This is a genomic window from Streptomyces sp. CC0208, from assembly GCF_003443735.1.
GTDB classification, from domain to species: domain Bacteria; phylum Actinomycetota; class Actinomycetes; order Streptomycetales; family Streptomycetaceae; genus Streptomyces; species Streptomyces sviceus.
Map to the genome: position 1 here is coordinate 1,574,955 of NZ_CP031969.1, position 19,529 is coordinate 1,594,483.

General features: G+C 72.6%; 14 protein-coding genes and 1 pseudogene. 3 read left to right on the top strand and 12 right to left on the bottom strand.

Features of this window, described 5'->3' with window-relative positions; all coding sequences use genetic code 11:
• Positions 1-35 precede the first annotated feature (35 nt).
• Positions 36-773: a Sir2 family NAD-dependent protein deacetylase gene (locus tag D1369_RS07270; protein ID WP_007385804.1), complete on the top strand. Its 738-nt coding sequence runs from the start codon at positions 36-38 to the stop codon at positions 771-773.
• Here D1369_RS07270 and D1369_RS07275 read toward each other — a convergent pair.
• From D1369_RS07275 to D1369_RS43720, 3 genes and pseudogenes are all read right to left on the bottom strand, one after another.
• The gene (locus D1369_RS07275; protein WP_007385803.1) at positions 770-1,252 is read right to left on the bottom strand and encodes a methylated-DNA--[protein]-cysteine S-methyltransferase; all 483 of its coding nucleotides are present in this window, start codon (positions 1,250-1,252) and stop codon (positions 770-772) included. The genes D1369_RS07270 and D1369_RS07275 overlap by 4 nt on opposite strands.
• A gap of 9 nt (positions 1,253-1,261) precedes the next feature.
• Complete coding sequence (locus D1369_RS07280) at positions 1,262-2,752, bottom strand: AlkA N-terminal domain-containing protein (protein ID WP_272920823.1); 1,491 nt, start codon at positions 2,750-2,752, stop codon at positions 1,262-1,264.
• A 49-nt stretch (positions 2,753-2,801) separates the two neighbouring features.
• Positions 2,802-3,577, bottom strand: a pseudogene (locus D1369_RS43720) (HAD family hydrolase); the annotation flags it as partial.
• On the opposite strand from D1369_RS43720, the gene D1369_RS07290 reads away from it, so the two are divergent.
• Positions 3,486-4,574 carry an MFS transporter gene (locus D1369_RS07290; RefSeq protein ID WP_240436170.1) on the top strand — a complete coding sequence of 363 codons (1,089 nt, stop codon included), beginning with the start codon at positions 3,486-3,488 and terminating at the stop codon, positions 4,572-4,574. The pseudogene D1369_RS43720 and the gene D1369_RS07290 sit on opposite strands and share 92 nt — an antisense overlap.
• A 42-nt stretch (positions 4,575-4,616) precedes the next feature.
• Here the strand turns inward: D1369_RS07290 and D1369_RS07295 are convergent, their stop codons facing one another.
• The 9 genes from D1369_RS07295 to D1369_RS07335 all read right to left on the bottom strand — a co-directional run bounded on the left by D1369_RS07295 (position 4,617) and on the right by D1369_RS07335 (position 18,263).
• Positions 4,617-8,474 (bottom strand): glycoside hydrolase family 2 TIM barrel-domain containing protein, encoded by a 3,858-nt coding sequence (locus tag D1369_RS07295; RefSeq protein ID WP_007385799.1) that lies wholly within the window; start codon positions 8,472-8,474, stop codon positions 4,617-4,619.
• A 227-nt stretch (positions 8,475-8,701) separates the two neighbouring features.
• Positions 8,702-9,268 (bottom strand): hypothetical protein, encoded by a 567-nt coding sequence (locus tag D1369_RS07300; RefSeq protein WP_037901922.1) that lies wholly within the window; start codon positions 9,266-9,268, stop codon positions 8,702-8,704.
• Between the two features lie 189 nt (positions 9,269-9,457).
• A complete protein-coding gene (locus D1369_RS07305; RefSeq protein ID WP_007385797.1) occupies positions 9,458-9,967 on the bottom strand; it encodes an O-acetyl-ADP-ribose deacetylase in 510 nt (169 codons plus the stop codon).
• A 53-nt stretch (positions 9,968-10,020) separates the two neighbouring features.
• Positions 10,021-11,433 (bottom strand): NAD(P)/FAD-dependent oxidoreductase, encoded by a 1,413-nt coding sequence (locus D1369_RS07310; protein ID WP_007385796.1) that lies wholly within the window; start codon positions 11,431-11,433, stop codon positions 10,021-10,023.
• Between the two features lie 570 nt (positions 11,434-12,003).
• Positions 12,004-12,849: an inositol monophosphatase family protein gene (locus tag D1369_RS07315; protein WP_007385795.1), complete on the bottom strand. Its 846-nt coding sequence runs from the start codon at positions 12,847-12,849 to the stop codon at positions 12,004-12,006.
• Positions 12,850-12,991: 142 nt separating this feature from the next.
• Positions 12,992-14,818, bottom strand: a complete 1,827-nt coding sequence (locus tag D1369_RS07320; protein WP_118083121.1) for a gamma-glutamyltransferase — start codon at positions 14,816-14,818, stop codon at positions 12,992-12,994.
• Between the two features lie 258 nt (positions 14,819-15,076).
• Positions 15,077-15,898, bottom strand: coding sequence for a class I SAM-dependent methyltransferase (locus tag D1369_RS07325; protein WP_007385793.1), 822 nt, complete (start codon positions 15,896-15,898; stop codon positions 15,077-15,079).
• A 43-nt stretch (positions 15,899-15,941) separates the two neighbouring features.
• Entirely contained in the window at positions 15,942-16,604 is a 663-nt protein-coding gene (locus D1369_RS07330; protein ID WP_007385792.1) for a response regulator transcription factor, read from the bottom strand.
• Positions 16,605-17,144: 540 nt separating this feature from the next.
• Positions 17,145-18,263, bottom strand: coding sequence for a sensor histidine kinase (locus D1369_RS07335; RefSeq protein ID WP_118082348.1), 1,119 nt, complete (start codon positions 18,261-18,263; stop codon positions 17,145-17,147).
• Between the two features lie 167 nt (positions 18,264-18,430).
• Between D1369_RS07335 and D1369_RS07340 the strand changes: the two genes are divergently transcribed.
• Positions 18,431-19,435, top strand: coding sequence for a carboxymuconolactone decarboxylase family protein (locus tag D1369_RS07340; RefSeq protein WP_037901919.1), 1,005 nt, complete (start codon positions 18,431-18,433; stop codon positions 19,433-19,435).
• Positions 19,436-19,529: the final 94 nt, after the last annotated feature.

Below are 19,529 nucleotides of genomic sequence, written 5' to 3' on the forward strand. Positions count from 1 at the left end.
GCCGCACCCGGATCACCCGTCCTACCCTCGGCATCATGACCAAGCCCCTCGTCGCCCTCCTCAGCGGCGCCGGAATCTCCACCGACTCCGGGATCCCCGACTACCGCGGTCCGAACGGGCTGTGGCGCAAGGACCCCGAGGCCGAGAAGCTCGTGACGTACGACTACTACATGGGCGATCCGGAGATCCGCCGCCGCTCGTGGCGGATGCGGCGGGCGAACGGCGCGCTGACGGCCGAGCCCAACGCGGCGCACGTGGCGGTGGCCGAGCTGGAGAAGTCCGGGGTGCCGGTGCGGGTGATCACGCAGAACGTGGACGGACTGCACCAGCTCGCCGGGATGCCCGCCCGAAAGGTCCTCGAACTGCATGGCACCGCACGGCAGGTGGTGTGCACGAGGTGCCACGCACGCGGTTCGATGGAGGACGCGCTCCTGCGCGTCGAGGCCGGGGAGGCGGACCCGCCGTGCCTGACCTGCGGCGGCATCCTCAAGTCGGCGACCGTGATGTTCGGCGAGCGTCTCGACCCCGTCGTCCTCGGCGAGGCCGTCGCCATCACCAAGGCGTGCCAGATCTTCATCGCCGTCGGCACCACCCTCCAGGTCCAGCCGGCGGCGGACCTCGCGGGTGTCGCCGCCGACCACGGCGCCCGGCTCGTCATCGTCAACGCCGAGCCGACACCGTACGACGACCGCGCCGACGAGGTGATCCGGGAGCCGATCGGCACGGCACTGCCCGAGCTGCTGCGCAGGGTGGGTGCCGGGAGCGGCTGCTAGAACAGCGCCGCCCCCCGCTCGAAGTCCAGCAGCCGCTGCTTGCGCTCCAGTCCGCCGCCGTAGCCCGTGAGACTGCCGTCGGCGCCCACCACGCGGTGGCAGGGGACGATGATGCCGATCGGGTTCCTGCCGTTGGCGAGGCCGACCGCGCGGGAGGCCTTGGGGTTGCCGAGGGCGTCGGCGAGTTCGCCGTAGGTGCGGGTCTCGCCGTGCGGGATCCGGCGCAGCTGTTCCCAGACCGTGCGCTGGAACGGCGTTCCGTGCAGGCGCAGTTCCAGGGTGAACTCCTTCAACTCGCCCTTGAAGTAAGCCGTCAGCTGGTCCTCGGCCTCCTTGGACCATCCGTCGTCCGGCGTGCCGAAGGTCTCCTCCGGCGGGCGGTGGCGCTGGTCGGTCATGTAGAGGCCGCACAGGACGCCGTCGTCGGCGACGAGGGTCAGAGGACCGTAGGGGCTGTCGATCACGGTGTGCTGCTTCATCGGACGTCCTTACACGGGGAGGAAGTTGATCGGGTGGCTGTCGGTGGCCCACAGGTACTGGACCGCGTAGGCCCGCCAGGGCCGCCAGGCCGCCGCGCGGGCCGTCAGCGCGGCCGGGGTGGCGGGCAGGCCCAACTCCTGGGCGGCGCGGCGGATGCCGAGGTCGGTCGGGAGGAAGGCGTCCGGGTCGCCGAGGCCGCGCATGGCGATGACGTCGACCGTCCAGGGGCCGAAGCCGGGGAGGGCGAGGAGGAGGGCACGGGTCTCGGACCAGTCGTGCTCGACCCCCAACCGAAGGCTCCCGTCGGCCAGTTGGTTGACCAGGGTGGTGAAGGTCGTACGGCGGGTGCGGGGCATGGCGAGTGTGCCGGGGTCTAGCGCGGCCAGCGCCCCGGGAGTCGGGAAGAGGTGCGTCAGGCCGCCCTCGGTGTCGTCCACGGGTTCGCCGTGGGCCGTGACCAGGCGGGCCGCGTGGGTGCGGGCCGCGGCCGTGGAGACCTGCTGACCCAGCACGGCCCGTACGGCGAACTCCGCCTCGTCGACCGTGCGTGGGACCCGTCGGCCGGGCGCCTTGTCCACGAGGGGGGCCAGCAGCGGGTCCGTGCGCAGCTGGTCGTCGATGGCGACCGGGTCGGCGTCCAGGTCGAGCAGCCGGCGGCAGCGGCTGATGGCGACGGTCAGGTCGCGCAGGTCGCTCAGCGTCAACCGGCAGGCGATGTGGTCGGGGCGGGGTGTGAGGGCCACGACGCCATGACCGTACGGCAGTCGCAGGGTGCGCCGGTACGCGCCGTCCCGCCACTCCTCCACACCCGGGACGGCGGTGGCCGCGAGGTGACCGAAGAGGTTGTCGGGGTTGAGGGGGGCGCGGAACGGCAGGCGCAGGGACAGGGAGCCGGGGGTGTCCGGCGTGTCCGGCGCGGTCCTCTTCGCGGCGCGTGTGCGCAGCTCGCCCGGCGCGAGCGCGTAAACCTCGCGCACGGTGTCGTTGAAGGTGCGGATCGCGGAGAAACCGGCCGCGAAGGCGATGTCGGCCATCGGCAGCGCGGTGGTCTCGATGAGGATCCTCGCCGTCTGGGCGCGCTGGGCGCGGGCGAGGGCGAGCGGGCCGGCGCCGAGTTCGGCGAGGAGCTGGCGTTCGACCTGCCGGGTGCTGTAGCCGAGGCGGGCGGCGAGGCCGGGCACTCCCTCGCGGTCGACCACGCCGTCGGCGATCAGCCGCATCGCGCGGGCCACGAGGTCGGCGCGCTGGTTCCACTCCGGGGAGCCCGGGCTGGTGTCGGGGCGGCAGCGCTTGCAGGCCCGGAATCCCGCCTGCTGGCAGGCGGCCGCGCTCGGATAGAAGGTCATGTTCTCGGGCTTGGGCGGGACGACCGGGCAGCTCGGCCGGCAGTAGATGCGGGTCGTCAGGACGGCGGTGAAGAACCATCCGTCGAACCGCGCGTCCTTGGACTGCACGGCGCGCACGCAACGCTCGGTCTCGGTGTACATCCCCGTCTGCATGCGTCCAGCATCGACCACCCGGCTGGGCCGGGCTGGCGAGAATCCGACATCAACCTCGCGTGTCCTGGGGCGGGACCTGGCCCGGTCGCCACGCGGACTCGCGCAGCAGCCGCAGTCCGTTGAGGCCGACGAGGATCGTCGAGCCCTCGTGCCCGGCGACCCCGAGCGGCAGCGGGAGGTGGCCGAGGAGGTCCCACATCACGAGCCCGGTGATGAAGGCACCCGCGGTCACCAGGTTCTGGAGGACCAGTCGGCGGGCGGCCGGGGACAGCCGTACGACCGCGGGAACGGTGGCGAGCTCGTCCCGTACGACGACCGCGTCCGCGGTCTCCAACGCGAGGTCGGAGCCCGCACGGCCCATCGCGATGCCGGAGTGGGCGGCGGCGAGCGCGGGTGCGTCGTTGACGCCGTCCCCGACGAACAGCACCTTGCGCCCGGCGTCCTGGAGCTCCCGTAAGCGGCGCACGAGCTCACGACCGTCCCCGCTCGTCAACCTCGGCCACCCCGGGCCCTTTCCTCCACGACCGCCCCCGCTCGTCCGCCCCGGGCCCTCTCCTCCACGACCGTCCGGATCCGCCCACCCCGGCCCGTGCCCCGGCCGGTGCCCCGGCTCCTGTGCGCGGGCGACGCCGACGATCCTCCCTCGATCCGCGCGACCACCCCGCGTCCCGGCGTCGCCACGAAGTCCGTCGCGCTCGCGATCCGGAGGCCCCTCGCCCACGCCGACGTCACAATCGCCCGCGCCAGCGGATGCTCACTGGGGTACTCGGCGGCGGCCGCCAGGGCGAGCAGCTCGTCCTCGTCGAGCTCCGCCTCCGGAAACGGTCAGGTCGTGCTCAAGCCGCTGTTCGGCACGCTCGCCGACCGGATCGGGGCGCGTCCCGTGCTGCTCGGCGGACTGGTGGCCTTCGCCGTCGCGTCCGCGCTCTACGCCCTCGCCGACAGCCCCGGTTGGCTGTGGGCCGCGCGGCTCGGGCAGGGTGCGGCGGCCTCCGCCTTCTCTCCCGCCGCGTCCGCGCTGGTGGCCCGGCTGAATCCGGCCGCCAAACGCGGGCGGGCCTTCGGGAGTTACGGCTTCTACAAGTCCGTCGGTTACACCCTGGGACCGCCGCTCGGCGGGGTGCTGGTGTGGGCGGGCGGGCTGTGGCTGCTGTTCACGGTGCTGGCGGTGCTGGGCGCGGCCGTGGCGGGGTGGGCGCTGATCGCCGTACCCGTCGTACCGCCCCTCCCCCGCACCCGGCAGACAGTTCTCGACCTGGCGCGGCGGCTGGCCGACCCGGCGTTCCTGGTCCCCACGGCCGCGCTCGCCGGGGCGACCGCCGCACTGTCGGTGGGCGTGGGCTTCCTGCCCGTGTCGGGCGCGGTGGCGGGACTGGGCACGGTGGCGACGGGTGCCGCGGTGTCGGTCCTCGCGGCCTGCGCGGCGGTGGTACAGCCGCGCGCCGGGCGGGCGTTGGACGCGGGCCGGCTCACGTTTCGGGGTGGACTGACCGCCGGGTTGTTGCTGGCGGCGGCCGGTCTGGGCTGCGCGATGCTGCCGGGTCTCGCGGGTGTGCTGCTGGGTGCCGCGCTGATCGGCGTGGGGACGGGGCTGATCACCCCGCTGGGGTTCGCGGCGCTCGCGGCCTCGACTCCGCCGGAACGGCTGGGGCAGACGATGGGAGCGGCCGAGCTGGGACGCGAACTGGGAGACGCCGGCGGGCCGTTGCTGGTCGCCAGGGTGGCCGCGACGGCGAGTCTGACGTACGGGTACGGGGTGCTGGCGGTGCTGCTGGCGTGTGGTCCGATGGTGGCGGCGGGCCTGGTTCGCCGACGCGGGTGAGGCGTCACCGGGAGTCCCGGGCCGCCCCACCCGCGCTGTGCGCTAGGCGGAGGCCGTCGGCCGCCGTGAGGCCGCCGTCGCCCGGGCCACGTCCGTCAGGGGCCGCAGCCGGTAGGTGTACGCGTAGTCCCGGTCGGCGAACAGCTTGTACTCGTCGTGGGTGTGCGCACCCCAGCTGTTGTCGCCGCCGACGCCCATCTGCCGGTGGTTGACCCGCAGGACGACGGCGTCGCGCGGCGTGAGCTGGTAGTCGTGGCGCACCCCGTTGGACAGGTCCTCCGGGGTGAAGTGCGAGGCGTTGACCTCCAGCAGGGGTTCACCGGAGACCAGCAGGCCCACGCCGTCCCGACCGGTCAGGGCGGCCCAGCGGACGTCGGTCTTGTTGCCGTTCTCCTGCGGGCGGATGTAGGAGGTCCACTGCTCGGCGACGGTCCCGGACCAGAGCCCCACGTCCGTACCGTCGTTGCGGTCCCAGTGGTTCTCCTCGGGTCCGCGGCCGTAGTAGTGCAGCCGGTCCAGGCGGCGCGGCAGGAACAGGAGCGTGCCGACCTCCGGGATGTACGGCAGTGAACTCGCCCCCGGGTGCAGGGTGTTGTCGACCTTGATCTCACCGTTGCCGAAGACGGTGTAGGTCGTGCCGTACGTCGACTCGGCCGTCGTCGGCAGGGTGCCGCGCACCTTGATCTCGACGGCCCGGTTCCGCAGGGCCCGCACGCTCACGTCGGTCACCTTGCGGTTCGCGCCGGCGTCGCGCCAGGTCTGGTTGCGGGTGTGCTGCCCGTTGCCGTGGTCGTTGTCGGTCGGCGCCCGCCAGAAGTTCGGGACGGGGCCCGAGGTGATCAGACGGGTGCCGTGCGCCTGGTACGACGTGATGGTCCCGCTGCCCTTGTCGACGGTGACGGAGAAGTCCTTGCCGGTGACGGTGACCTGGTCGGAGGCGTCCCGGTAGGTCAGTGCCGGGACCTTGGCGAGCGGTACCGGTGTCACCGCCGGGCTGTTCGCGTCGACGGCCAGCTGCTGCTTGGCCACCTCGAAGCCGGCCCGCGCCCAGGGCGTGGACTCCCTGGTGGTGAAGGAGAGTTGGAGGAAGTACTCCGTGCCGGGCGCGGGGGCGCTCGGGAGCTTGTACGGGACGGTGACGGTCTTGCTCGACAGCGGTGCCAGGTTCAACTGGTCCCGTGTCAACCTCCCGCGCTGCACCACCTTTCCGTCGACGGACAGGGTCCAACTACCGTCGAGTTCACGGAGGTTGGTGAAGAGGTGTTCATTGGTCAGGGTCACCGACCCGTCCGCGGCCCAGGACGCGTTGACCGCCTGGTAGATCTGCTTGACCTCGGCGGCCTTGCCGGTGTGGCCGCGGTCGGCGGTGACGATACCGTCCGCGACGAAGGCACCGTCGTTGGGGTTGTCGCCCCAGTCGCCGCCGAAGGCGAAGAAGGTCTTCTGGGCGGGCCGTTTCTCGGTGAGCCCCACGGTCGCCGCGTCGAACCAGAACCGCACGCCCTCGTCACCGGGTCCCCGGCTTTCGGAGGCCAGCTCGGCGGCGGTCAGGGCACGGGCGTACACGCGCGCCTTCCTGATCGTGCCGCTGAACTCCCTTGTGGGGTTGTCGACATCGACGGCCAGCGCGAGGGGCGCGGTGTTGCCGCTCAGTTTCTGGGTGGTGGTCCGGGTGGCCCTGACCTGGCCGTCCACATGGAGGGTCAGCGTGCCCGCGGCCGCGTCGAAGACACCGGCGACATGATGTTCCCGCCCCGTCCAGTCGTCCGGGAGCGCCCAGGTGGCGGTGATCCACTGGCCGCCGCCGTAGATGAAGAACTCCAGTGTCTTCCCGGACTGTTTGAGGGCGTAGTGGGTGTCCCCCTTGGCCACGACGGGCTGGTGATTGCCCGTCACCTTCGGGGTGAACCACGCCTCCAGGGTCAGCGAGCCGGTGAGGTCGAGGCGGGCGTCGCGGGCGAAGACCGTGCCGCCGGAGACGCCCTTGTCGCGGTCGAACCTGGCACTCGCGGGCAGCACTTCGCCCGCCAGGGCGCCGGGCCCGCTCTCGGTCAGCAACTGGCGTACGGGGACGGGCTCACTGAGGGACTGGTCGACGAAGTCCCAGATCCAGCCGCCCTGGAGAACGGGGTAGCGGCGGACGATGTCCCAGTACTTCTTGAAGTTGCCGTTGGAGTTCCCCATCGCGTGGCAGTACTCGATCATCACGTACGGCCGGGTGTCGGAGGTGTCCTTGGCACGCTGCTCCACGCGCGCGGGGCTCTCGTACATTTCCGAGCGGATGTCGCTGATGGTGGGCCGGTCGTCGCCCTCGTACTGCACGACGCGGGTGGTGTCGTACGACTTGATCCAGTCGCGCATGTTCACGAAGGTGCTGCCGCCGCCCGCCTCGTTGCCGAGGGACCAGATCACCACCGAGGCGTGGTTCTTGTCGCGATGGACCATGTTCTGGGCGCGCGCCACACAGGCCGCGCTCCAGTCGGGGTGGTTGCCGGGATACTGGTCGCGGATGCCGTGGGTCTCCAGGTTGGTCTCGTCGACGAGGTACAGGCCGTACTCGTCGGCGAGTTCGAGCCAGAGCGGGTTGTTGGGGTAGTGGGAGGTGCGGACGGAGTTGATGTTCATCCGCTTGATGATCGTGATGTCCTTCACGAGGTCCGCGCGGGTGAGCGCGGTGCCGCGGTCGGGGTGCATCTCGTGGCGGTTGGTGCCGCGGAAGGAGACCGGCTTGCCGTTGATGCGCATCAGCCCGTCCTTCAGGGCGAACTCCCGCAGGCCGACGCGGTGCGAGAGCGTCTCGATCACCTTGCCTGCGGGGTCGCGCAGCCGCAGGACCGCGGTGTACAGGTTGGGGTGCTCCGCCGACCACAGCTTGGGCGCGGGTACGGCCTTCGCCGCCTGTACGGTCGTCTCGTCGCCCGCGTCGAGCGTGACGGCCTGCTGGAGCGGCCGCGACCAGACCGCGTGGCCGCCCGCGTCGTAGAGCTGGGTCTCGACCGTGTAGCGGCCCGCGTTGCCGCCGCCGTAGTCGCGCACGCTCGCGGTGACGGAGAGCCGGGCGGACGTGTAGTCGTCGCCGAGCGGGGTCTCCAGTTTGAAGTCGCGCAGGTGGACGGCCGGGGTGGAGTAGAGGTAGACCGAGCGGAAGATGCCGCTCAGCCGGATCATGTCCTGGTCCTCCAGCCAGTCGCCGTCGGAGTAGCGGTAGACCTCGACCGCTATCTGGTTGGTGCCCGGCTTGAGGTGCGGGGTGATGTCGTACTCGGCGGGCGTGTAGGAGTCCTCGTGGTAGCCGACGAGTTCTCCGTTGATCCACACGTAGTGGGCCGACTTGACGCCCTCGAAGTGGAGGAAGGTCCGCCGCCCGGACCAGTCCTTCGGGACCGTGAAGGTGCGTCGGTACTGGCCGACCGGGTTGTAGCGGGTCGGGGCGGCGGGCGGCTGTGCCTCCTCGCCGAGACCGTTGGGGCCCCACCACGGGTAGGTGATGTTGATGTAGATCGGGAAGTCGTAGCCATGCACCTGCCACACCGAGGGGACCGGGATGGTGTCCCAGTCCGTGTCGTCCACGTCGGTGCGGTAGAAGTCGGTGTCGCGGTCGGCGGGGCGGTCGGCGTAGGCGAACTTCCACCTGCCGTCGAGGCTCAGGCGGTACGGCGAGCGGGTGCGGTCGGCGGCGATCGCCTGGCCGACGTCGGCGTACGGCATGAGCGTGGTGTGCGGGGGCTGGGTGCCCACCTGGAAGAGGTCGATGGCGCCGTTCCACTCCGGGGCGCCCTCCGCCGCGTGGCCGCGACCGGCCAGGGGTCCGGAGGAGAGCGCGAGGGCGCCGAGGACGGCGGCCCCCGACTCCAGCAGACGCCTGCGGCTGATGGGGGCAGGCAGATACGGGTGGGGCATCGGTGGAACCTTCCTCGGGACGACAGTGCGGTGTACGTACTGAGGGAGCGTCAATTCCTGTGTGCTATTGGTGACTTTGAGGCACAGGATGCGACTCAACCTAGATCCCGAAGACTGCGGAGGCAATGACTCTGTCGGTCTTTGTGTGGTCCTGGGGACATGGCGACATGCGGCACCCCCGCGTGCGTTCACGCGGGGGTGCCGTGGGGTGCGGTGCTGCCGTCGGGTCAGGCGGCGGTCGGCAAAGAGGGGAGTGCGCCGCCGAGGAGTCCGGTGACGGTGTCGACCACGGTGCCCAGGAGGCCGGTGACCGAGCCCACCACACCGTTCAGGTCCAGCGAGGTCAGCGACTCGAGCAGGTCGTCGATCGTGGACTGGAGCGAGTCCAGGAGGTCGGAGACCGGGTCGGCCGCCGCCGCGGCCCGGTCCGTGCCACTCTGCTGCCGCAGCTGTTTCCGGACCTCGGTGTTCGCCGCCTCCACGGCCTTCGCGTGGGCGGCCGCCTCGCTCGCGTCGAGGTGGGTGCCGTTCAGGTCGGCGAGGCCGGTGACGGCACCCAGGAGGGGCTGCAGGGGCTGGACAAGACCGCCGTGCCCGGACCGGTTCAGCGTGTCGAGGCGGTCCGTCAGGGTGTCGGCGTCGTCGATGCCGTACGCGAGGGCCGTCCGGGCCACTCCGTGGTCCGACGCGCTGCCTGCGTCGACGGCGGCGGCCGCGGTGCCGACCGGGCCCAGGATCAGCGCGGCACAGACCAGGGACGGCAGGAGAAGGCCGCGGGAGACGAGGGGGCGCATGCGGGGTCCTTTCGAAGGGTTTCGTAAGGCCCACCGTGAGAACCCGCCAGATCTCCCGCAACCGGTCGCGGGGGCCGACGCCCGGCCCCTCACCACCCCAGGACAGCCCTGAACAGGCACTTTTCCCCCACGCTCCCCCGTTTGCCTCGCCCTGGGACGTTCGGCCGTCGGGGTACGGGCCCTTCGGCGTCAGGCGACCTGGCCCGCGAACGCCCGGTACGCCGTCTCGTCGAACAGCACGAACCGGACCTCCTCGACCGCGGTCTCCGTCTCCCGTACGGTCTCCACCGCGATCCGGGCGGCGTCGTCCATCGGCCAGCCGTAGATGCCGGCGGACACGGCCGGGAAGGCGACGGTCCGGGCGCCCAGTTCGTCGGCGACGCGCAGGGACTCGCGGTAGCAGGAGGCCAGCAACTGAGAACGGTCCTCCTCGTGGCTGTAGCGGGGCCCGACGGTGTGGATCACCCAGCGCGCGTCCAGGTCGCCCGCGGTGGTGGCTACCGCCTTTCCGGTCGGCAGGCCCTTGCCGTAGTGCGAGGCACGCAGCTTTCGGCAGTCGGCGAGGATCGCGGGGCCGCCGCGGCGGTGGATGGCTCCGTCGACTCCTCCCCCGCCGAGCAGGGAGGAGTTGGCGGCGTTGACGATCGCGTCGGCGCTCTCTCGGGTGATGTCGCCCTGGACGAGCCTGATGGTGGTCATGACCGCCACTCTTCCAGCCCGCCCCGCCGGGGGCAGCCCGGCTTCGGTCTCCCTCAGGTCTGCTGTCGCAGCCTGCGCCATACGGCCTTCGCGGCGTTGTGGCCCGACATGCCGTGCACGCCCGGTCCCGGCGGGGTCGCGGACGAGCAGATGAAGACGGCCGGGTGCGGGGTGCCGTACGGGGACAGGGAGAGCTTGGGGCGCAGCATGATCTGGAGTCCGCTGACCGCGCCGGAGGCGATGTCGCCGCCGACGTAGTTGGCGTTGCGGGCGGCCAGTTCGGGCGGGCCCGCGGTGGCACGGGCGAGGACGCGGTCGCGGAAACCCGGGGCGAAGCGCTCCAGTTGGCGCTCCATGGCGTCGGTGAGGTCGCCGGTCCAGCCGCTGGGCACATGGCCGTAGGCCCAGAACACGTGCTTCCCGGCGGGAGCCCGACTCGGGTCGACGACACTGGGCTGCACGGTGATCATGAACGGCCTGTCGGGGGCACGGCCCTCCCGGGACGCGGCACGCAGCGCACTGCCGATCTCCGCACTGTCGGCGCCGATCTGCACGGTGCCCGCGGCGCGCGCCTCCTTCGCGGTCCACGGCACCGGGCCGTCGAGGGCGTAGTCGACCTTGAAGACGCCCGGGCCGTAGCGGTAGCCCTCGTAGTAGTTGCCGAAGCCGGCGATGCGGGCCAGGGCGGTCGGCGAGGTGTCGAAGACGTACGCGCGGGCCGGCGGCAGGTCGTCGAGCCGCTTGACCTCGTAGTCGGTGTGGACGCTGCCGCCGAGGTCCCTGAGGTACGCGGCGAGCGCGTCGGAGATCGACTGGGAGCCGCCGCGCGCCACGGGCCAGCCGCGCGCGTGTGCCGCGAGGGCGAAGACGAGGCCGATGGCGCCGGTGGCGACGCCGCCGAGCGGGGCCATGACATGCGCGACGAGTCCGGCGAACAGCGTCTTCGCGCGCTCGTCGCGGAAGCGGCGCATCAGCCAGGTCGACGGGGGCAGCCCGACCAGACCGAAGCGGGCCAGGGTGACCGGGTCGCGGGGCAGCGCGGTCGCGGGCAGGGACATGAAGTCGCGGGCCAGGGTGTCCCACGTGGGCAGGAACGGCTCGACGAGCCTTCGGTACGTCCCCGCGTCACGCGGCCCGAACGAGGCTGCTGTCTCGGCGACCGACCTCGACAGCACGGCGGCGGTGCCGTCGGTGAAGGGATGCGCCATGGGCAGCTCGGCGTGCAGCCACTCCAGGCCGTAGCGCTCCAGGGGCAGGGCGCGGAACGCCGGGGAGTTGATGCCGAGGGGGTGGGCCGCGGCGCACGGGTCGTGCCGGAAGCCGGGGAGGGTCAACTCCTCGGTGCGGGCTCCCCCGCCCACGGTGCCGCGCGCCTCGAAGACGGCCACGGAGAAGCCACGGCGGGCCAGCTCCACGGCAGCCGTCAGTCCGTTCGGCCCCGCACCCACCACGACCGCATCGAGCATCGACGGCACCTTCGGACCCCTTCGTCAGCCGATGGCCAGAGGATCAGGATATGCCGGGGGACCGACAGTCTCGGGGCGCGGGGGTAAGTCGGGGGCGGCGGGGGTCGGGGATGGGGGTCGGGACGGGGGCGGAGACGGCTTCGGGGGGAGGTCGGGTTCCGGGGGTGGGAGGTCAGGCTCGGGGAGAAGTGGCGGGGAACGGGGTCCGGCACGCCAGTGCGTCCGACGCGCGGGGCAAGTCGGCGGAGGCGGGGCAGGGACCGCTTCGGTGGATACCGGGCCCCCGGGGGGGGGGAGGCCAGGCTCGGGGAGGAATGGCCGGGAACCGGGGCCGGCGCGCGGGGAGCGGCCTGCACCCTCCGGTCGGGCGCCCCTGGCGCCCGACCGACGACGGCTCCGGTTGTGTCCTCTGCGGGGGGGGAAGGCTGGCTCCGGTCCCTTCGGACCCGACCGCGTGCGCGGCTCCGACCTCGCCCGACGGCCCCCCGGCTCCGGCCTCGGCTCGGCTCCCGTTTCCGCTCCGGTTTCCGCCCCCCGGCCATGAGTCCGGCCTCCGGCCCGGCCGTCGCGTCAGGCCTCGCCCGCCAGCAGCCCCCTCACCCTGCGGGCCGTCGCCGCGTCACGGGCCGCGGTGAAGGGGAGGGTGTTGCCGCCCTTGATGCTGAACGGTTCGCCGGTGAGGGTCAGATGGGCGCCGCCCGCCTCCTCGACCAGCAGCAGGCCCGCCGCGTGGTCCCAGGCCGCCTCCCAGGAGAACGCCACGGCGTCCGACTCGCCCCGGGCGACGGCGAGATACTCCAGGCCCGCCGAACCGCACGGGCGCGGTGCGACCCCGTCCGTCCACAGTCCCAGCAGGCCGCGCTTCTGCTCCTCCGTCGTGTAGTCCGGGTGGGAGGTGGCCACCCGGAGGTCGCGGCCCGGGTCGGGAGCGCCCGCGCGCAGCCGCTCGCCGTCGAGGAACGCGCCCCGGCCGCGTATCGCCGTGGCCAGTTGGTCCCGGGCCGGTGCGTAGGTCCAGGAGGCGAGCAGGACGCCGCTCCTCGCGAGCGCGACCAGCATGCAGAAGCCGGGGTCGCCGTGCACGAACTGCCGCGTGCCGTCGACGGGGTCGACTATCCAGACGGGGGTGTCGCCCTGCAGCGCCTCGTACGACGCCGGGTTGGCGTGGACCGCCTCCTCGCCGACCACGACGGAGCCGGGCAGGAGGGCGCCGAGCACCTCCGTGAGGTACTGCTCGGCCAGCCGGTCGGCGTCCGTGACCAGGTCGTGGGGGCCGGCCTTCTGGTCGACCTCATGCGCGGCGAGCCGCCGGAAGCGCGGCATGACCTCGGCCGCGGCGGCCTTGCGCACTGCCTCTTCCACGTCACCCGCGTGCCGGTCGAGAAACTCGTCGATGGTTTCCGTGTCTTCGATCATGACTCCATGAGAGCACGAGGGACTGACAATCCCCACCCGCCCGGTGAAGGGCGAGTGCCATCACCGTGAACACCGGTAATGCGGAGACAACGGGCGCTCGATCCAGGACGAATGACATGAACCCCCCGTGCGACCACACCTGTCACCGTCCCACCGCATACCCCTGCATCCCCCGCGGATTGGCCCCCGCCGACAGCACCCCCGTCTCCGGATCCCGCGCCACCGCGCACAACCGTCCCTCCGACCAGGGCTCCCCCACCGTGACGTCGTGCCCCCGCCGCCGCAGCTCCTCGACCACCCGGGGATCCGTCCGTGCCTCCACGGTGAGGCTCCCGGGCCGCATCCCGCGCGGATAGAACGACCCGGGGAAGCTGTCGTTGTGCCAGTTCGGGGCGTCGATCGCGCCCTGGAGGTCGAGACCGCCGCGGACCGGGGAGCCCAGGGCGACGGCCAGGAAGAAGTGCAGCTGCCACTGGTCCTGCTGGTCCCCGCCGGGGGTGCCGAAGGCCAGGACGGGCACCCCGGCGCGCAGGGCGATCGAGGGTGTGAGGGTGGTGCGGGGGCGGCGGCCGGGCGTGAGGGAGTTGGGCAGGCCCTCCTCCAGCCAGGTCATCTGGAGCCGGGTGCCGAGCGGGAAGCCCAGTTCGGGCACGACCGGGTTGGACTGGAGCCACCCCCCGCTGGGCGTGGCGGCGACCAGGTTTCCCCAGCGGTCGACGACGTCGAGGTGGCAGGTGTCGCCCCGGGTGGTGCCGTCGGAACCGGTCTCGGGCTCGCCCGGCACAGGGGACGTGGGGTTCTTCGCGACCGTGGGCTCTCCGACACCCATCGGGCTGAACCCGGGCTCGTCGGTGACGACCACATGCGCGTGTGCGCTGAGCCGCGGGGCGCGCCCGCCGGGGCTGCCCGGCCGCAGCTCGTACGAGGCCTTGTCGCCGACGAGTTCACGCCGCTGCGCGTTGTACTCGGCCGACAGCAGCTCGGCGAGTGGTACCTCGGCCGCGTCCCCGTACCAGGCCTCCCGGTCGGCCATCGCCAGCTTGCAGCCCTCGACCAGCAGATGGACGTACTCGGCGGACCCGTACCGCGGCAGTTCGGGCGGCAGCAGCGCGAGTTGCTGGAGGAGGACCGGGCCCTGGCTCCAGGGGCCGGCCTTGCACAGGGTCCAGCCGTTCCAGTCGTACGTCGCCGGAGCCTCGTAGCTCGCGGACCACCCGGCGAGATCGGCGGCCGTGAGCGTGCCGGTGTGCCGCGCGCCGCTGGTGTCCAGGGTGGGCCGCTGCGCCTGCCGTACGAGCGCCTCGGCGATGAACCCGGTACGCCACACCTCACGCGCCGCCTCGATCTGCGCGACCCGGTCGCCCGCCCCCGCCACCTCGTCGATCAGCCGCTTCCAGGTGGCGGCGAGGGCCGGGTTGCGGAACAGCTCGCCGGGCCGCGGGGCCTTCCCGCCCGGCAGGTACACCTGCGCCGACGAGGTCCACTCCGTCTCGAACAGCTCCCGTACGCTCTCGACGGTCGCGCCGACGTTCTCCACGGGCGCGTGCCCGTCCTCGGCGTACCCGATGGCGTATTTGAGGACGTCGGCGAGGGACTTGGTGCCGTGGTCACGGAGCAGCAGCATCCAGGCGTCGAAGGCGCCGGGGACCGCGGCGGCGAGGGGGCCGGTGCCGGGGACGAGATCCAGGCCCAGCCCCTTGTAGTGGGCCACGGTCGCCCCGGCGGGCGCGACGCCCTGCCCGCACAGCACCCGCACCTCCCCACCGGCGGGCGCGAGCAGGATCGGCACCTCGCCTGCGGGCCCGTTGAGGTGCGGCTCGACGACGTGCAGCACGAAGGCGCCGGCCACCGCCGCGTCGTACGCGTTGCCGCCGTCCTCCAGCACCGCCATCGCCGACTGCGAGGCCAGCCAGTGGGTGGAGGACACCATGCCGAAGGTGCCTTGAAGAGTGGGACGGGTCGTGAACACGCCTTTCACCTCACAGTTTCCGCGCATCGGCCGGACCTCTCCTCCACAGGCTATCGATCGCTTTCGCAGGACGAAGTTTTTGCGATCGCGCGAGAAGTCCATGAACCATGCGGGTGCCCGCGCCCCCCACGCGGGCACCAACTCGACCAGGAGTCACGCATGTTGTGGAAGGCCCTCACCCACCGTCGAGGCGACGTTCAACAGTGACTACTCGGGCGGTACGGCCGCGTAGTCGCCGCCGGGCAGACGGCGGCCCTGTCACACCGAAGGCCGTCTGCCCACCGTGAGCAGATGCCCGCTCGCCCCCAGCAGCGTCGGTTCCGACTCGATGTGCCGGCACGCTGCCAGCACGGTCTCGCGCCTGGCCGGGTCGTCCAGCCAGTCCTCCACGCCGCCCATCAGCCAGGCCACGCCCTCGACGCCGTACTGCCCCTCGACGGCCAGCCGCGCGTCCGCGAACTCCGCGGTCACCTCGCCCGGTTGGGCGAATTGGGCGACCGTGAAGAAGCCCTCGTCATGGTAGGGATGGCGACCGTCCGCGAGGACGGCGTCGGTGCGTTCGCGATGCTCCGGGATGAAGTAGCGCTCCTCACGCAGCAGGTCGTGCAGCTGCGCGTACCGGTTGATGGTGGCCGCGACCACCAGCCCGCCCGGCCGGACGACCCGGCCCGCCTCGGCCAACGCCCTTACCCGTTCGGCCTGTTCGTGCAGGTGGTACAACGGGCCGAGCAGGAGCACCACGTCGTACGACGAGTCGGATGACGCCAACTCGCGTGCGTCCCCGAGATGCGCGGCCACCCCGGGCAGCCGCGAGGCCTGGTCGACGTGGAGCGGTACGGGGTCGACGAGTTCGACCGCGTACCCGTCGCGCGCGAGCCACTCCGCGTGCACCCCGCTGCCGCCGCCGACGTCCAGCACGCGCGCGGGCGCGGCGGGCAGCAGTCTGCGCAGTACGTCCTGGGTGCGCCAGAACTCCAACCGTCCGGCGGGCGCTCCGCCCTCTCTGAGCCGGGCGTCCTCCTTGCCCCGGGCGTAGTAGGCGAGGATCTCTTCGCGCATCCGCGGAGGTGTCTCGGTCATCGCCTCAGAGTGCTGATCGCGGGCCGGGGCGGGCAACGGAATTTCAGGAGCCGCGTGCCGTCACCAGCCCCGACTCATAGGCGAACACGACCAGTTGGGCGCGGTCTCGGGCACCCAGTTTCGTCATCGCTCGGCTGATGTGCGTCTTGGCCGTGAGAGGGCTGATCACCATGTGCTCGGCGATCTCCTCGTTGGTCAGGCCGCGGGCGGCCAGGGCCGTGACCTCGCGTTCGCGGCGGGTGAGGCACTCCAGGCCGGGGGCGGTGGACCGGTCCGGGGGGCGGGAGGCGAACTCGCCGATGAGGGTGCGCGTGACCGCGGGGGACAGCAGCGCCTCGCCCCGGGCCACCACCTCGATGGCCTGGAGGAGGTCGGCCGGTTCGGTGTCCTTCAGCAGAAAGCCGCTCGCACCCGCCCGCAGCGCCTCGAAGACGTACTCGTCGAGACCGTAGTTGGTGAGGATCACCACGCGGACATCCGCCAGCTCGGGATCGGCGGCGATCCGCCGGGTCGCTTCGATACCGGTCATCACCGGCATCTGTACGTCGATCAGCGCGATGTCGGGCACCTGCGCCCGCACCAGCTCCACGCCCCGCTCCCCGTCCGCCGCCTCCCCGACCACCTCGATCCCGTCCTCGGCGTCGAGCAGGGCCCGGAACCCGGCCCGCATCAACGCCTGGTCGTCGACGAGCGCCACCCTGATCACACCGACACCTCCACACCCACAAGGAAGCCGCCCCACGCCTCATTCACGCCGCCTCCCCGACACCGGTACAGGGTCCGACGGGGAGCCGACCGCCCCCACCGCGGCGGCCGGTCCCGGTCCCGGTCTCGGTCCCTGGCGAGCGATCCCCCGCACAACCATGAAGCCGTCCCCCACCGAGACAACCCCACACAACCCACCCCGGAACCGCCCCGCGCCCCCGCGGCCGACCCCGCAGACCTCGAAACCGTCCCCACAGCCGTTCCCCACGCCCGCCCCCTCCCGCCACCAAATCACCCCACCCACCCAACCGATCCAGCACACACCGCGAAGCCGTCCCCCACAGCGACAACCACACACAGCCCACCTCGGAACCGCCCCGCCCCCTCGCGGCCAATGCCGCACACCGCGAAGCCGTCCCTCACCCCGGCAACCCACACGCGCCCCCGCCAGTCCGCCACCCACCCTCGCAACCAATCCCCCGGGGCCCCCGTCCTCAAGCCCCCGCACCCCTCGCACACCGAGACGCCACCCCGTGCCCGATCACACCCGCTCCCCCGCACCCAAAGGCAGCTCCGCCCGCACCGAGAACCCGCCCTCCGCGCGCGGGCCGGTGTGCAGCGTGCCGCCCAGGGCCGTGACACGTTCACGCATGCCCGTGAGGCCGTGGCCGGGCTGCGGCGGCCGGTCCGGGTCCGCGGCTCCGTCGTCGTCCACTCGGATCGTCAAGTCGTCCACGCCGTAGGCCAGTTCGACCCGCACCTTCGCCGGTCCCGCGTGCCGTGCCGCGTTGGTCAGGGACTCCTGGACGATCCGGTACACGGCCCGGTCGAGCGGGGCGGGCAGGGCGCACTCCTCGCCCCTCACGCACAGTTCGATGGCGAGGCCCGCGGCCCGCGCCCGCTCCACGAGCAGCGCCGGGGTGCCGGTCGGCTCGTCGGTGCGCAGGACCTCCAGCGTGGCGCGCAGCTCGCGCATGGCCTCGCCGCCCGCCTCCTGGATGGCGAGCAGGGCGGGCGGCACCTCCTCACCGCGCTTGCGCGCCAGATGGACGGCCACGCCCGCCTGGAGCTTGACGATGGAGATGCTGTGGGTGAGGGAGTCGTGCAACTCCCGGGCTATCCGCAGGCGTTCCTCGCCGGCCCGGCGCAGGGCGGCCTCCTCCCGGGTCCGCTCGGCCTCCAGGGCACGCTGTTCGGTCTGGCGCAGATAGGCCTGCCAGTTGCGGCCGGCGAGGCCCGTCACCACCGCGCACACGAACCAGCCCGCGAGCAGCGCGGTCTTCTCGACCGCCTCGTGGGCCGTGGGACCCGTCGCCGCGTACACCCCGAGGAAGACCCCGCTCGCCCCCGCGGCCCAGCTCCGGTGTCCCCCCTGGGAGGCCAGGTGGACGGCGGCGAAGACGGACAGCGCGCCGAGGGGGCCCGGGTGGGCGTGCAGGACGTACACCGCCCCGCTCACCGTGGCCACGGCCAGCACCACCAGCGGGGCCGTGCGGTGGAACGCCAGAGCGGCCGCGCTCACCGCGAGGAACCCGAAGTCGAGGGCGGTCGTGTCCGCGTCGAGAGCCGCCGCGGCCACGACGAGGGCGCCGACCACGACCACGAGGGCCAGATCGGCGAGCCGCTGGGAGATGGCCGGATCGACCGGGTGCCCGCTCATGCCCACACGCTAGACCGGCGCACCGACACCGGCGTCAGCCCTGTGGACAACTCCCCCGCTACTCCCCCCGCAGTAGTGCCCAGGCCGGCCCGCGCTCCCGGACGCAGCGCCAACTCCCTCCGGACGTACGACGACCGCGCCCGAGACCCACGGGCAAGGTGCTGGGCATGTCCACATCCTTCCGCTACACCCGGCCCCTGCCGCCCAAGTCCGCCACCGGCCCGGTCGCCGAGGTCTACGAGCAACTGTCCCGGGACTTCGGCATCGACGAACCCGTCACCTTCGTGGTCCTGTCCTCCGCGCCGGAGCTCCTCGCCCCCGCGTGGGCGCTGATGCGTGAGTCGCTGATCGCCGGCCCCGGCAGCCGCACCGGCAAGGAACTCGCGGCGCTCGGGGTCTCGCTGGCCAACCGGTGCCCGTTCTGCGTGGACGCGCACACCATGCTGCTGCACGCCACCGGCGACCACGCACTCGCCGAACGCGTCGCCCGAGGAGAGCGGCCGGTGAACGAGGAGCACGCGCGGGTGCTGGAGTGGGGCAGGCACACGCGCGTGCCGGGCGGCCTCGGCGCGGCGCCGTACCCGTTCCCGCGCGAGCACGCTCCGGGCTATCTCGGCACCGCGTTCGCCTTCCACTTCATCAACCGGATCGTGTCCGCCCTGCTCACCGAGAGCCTGCTGCCGGGCAACGTCCAGCGCTTCCGGGCCGTGCGCAGCCTCGCGGGCCGTACGCTCGCCCGGACCGTACGCCGACCCGCCCGGCCCGGTGCGTCCCTCGCGCTGCTCGACCTGCCCGACCCCGGCGAAGCGCCCGCGTGGGCGGACGGTACGCCCGTCGGACTCGCCTATGCGGCGCTGCTCCGGGCGGCCATGGCGGGCGCCGGCCTCCTCGGCACCGACGACCAGGACCTCGTGGAGGAGGTACTGCTGGACTGGGACGGCTCGCACCCGCCGCTCGACCTGCGCGGCTTTCCGGACCGGCGGGAGCGTCCCGGGGCGCGTCTGGTGCTGCTGGCCGCGCTCGCGCCGTACCGGATCAGCGACGAGGACGTGGCGGCCTGGCGGCGGCCGGAGCACACCGACCACTGTCTGGTGCAGCTTGTGGCCTACGGGGCGTTCCTGGCCGTGGACCGCATCGAGTCGGCCCTCCACCGGCCCATCGCCCGGACATAAGCGGACACATGACGCGACGACGGCAGGGCACAGTGACGGCACAGGTACGGAGCGAGTTCACACTTCCGCCCCACAGGGAGACATGTGAAACTGG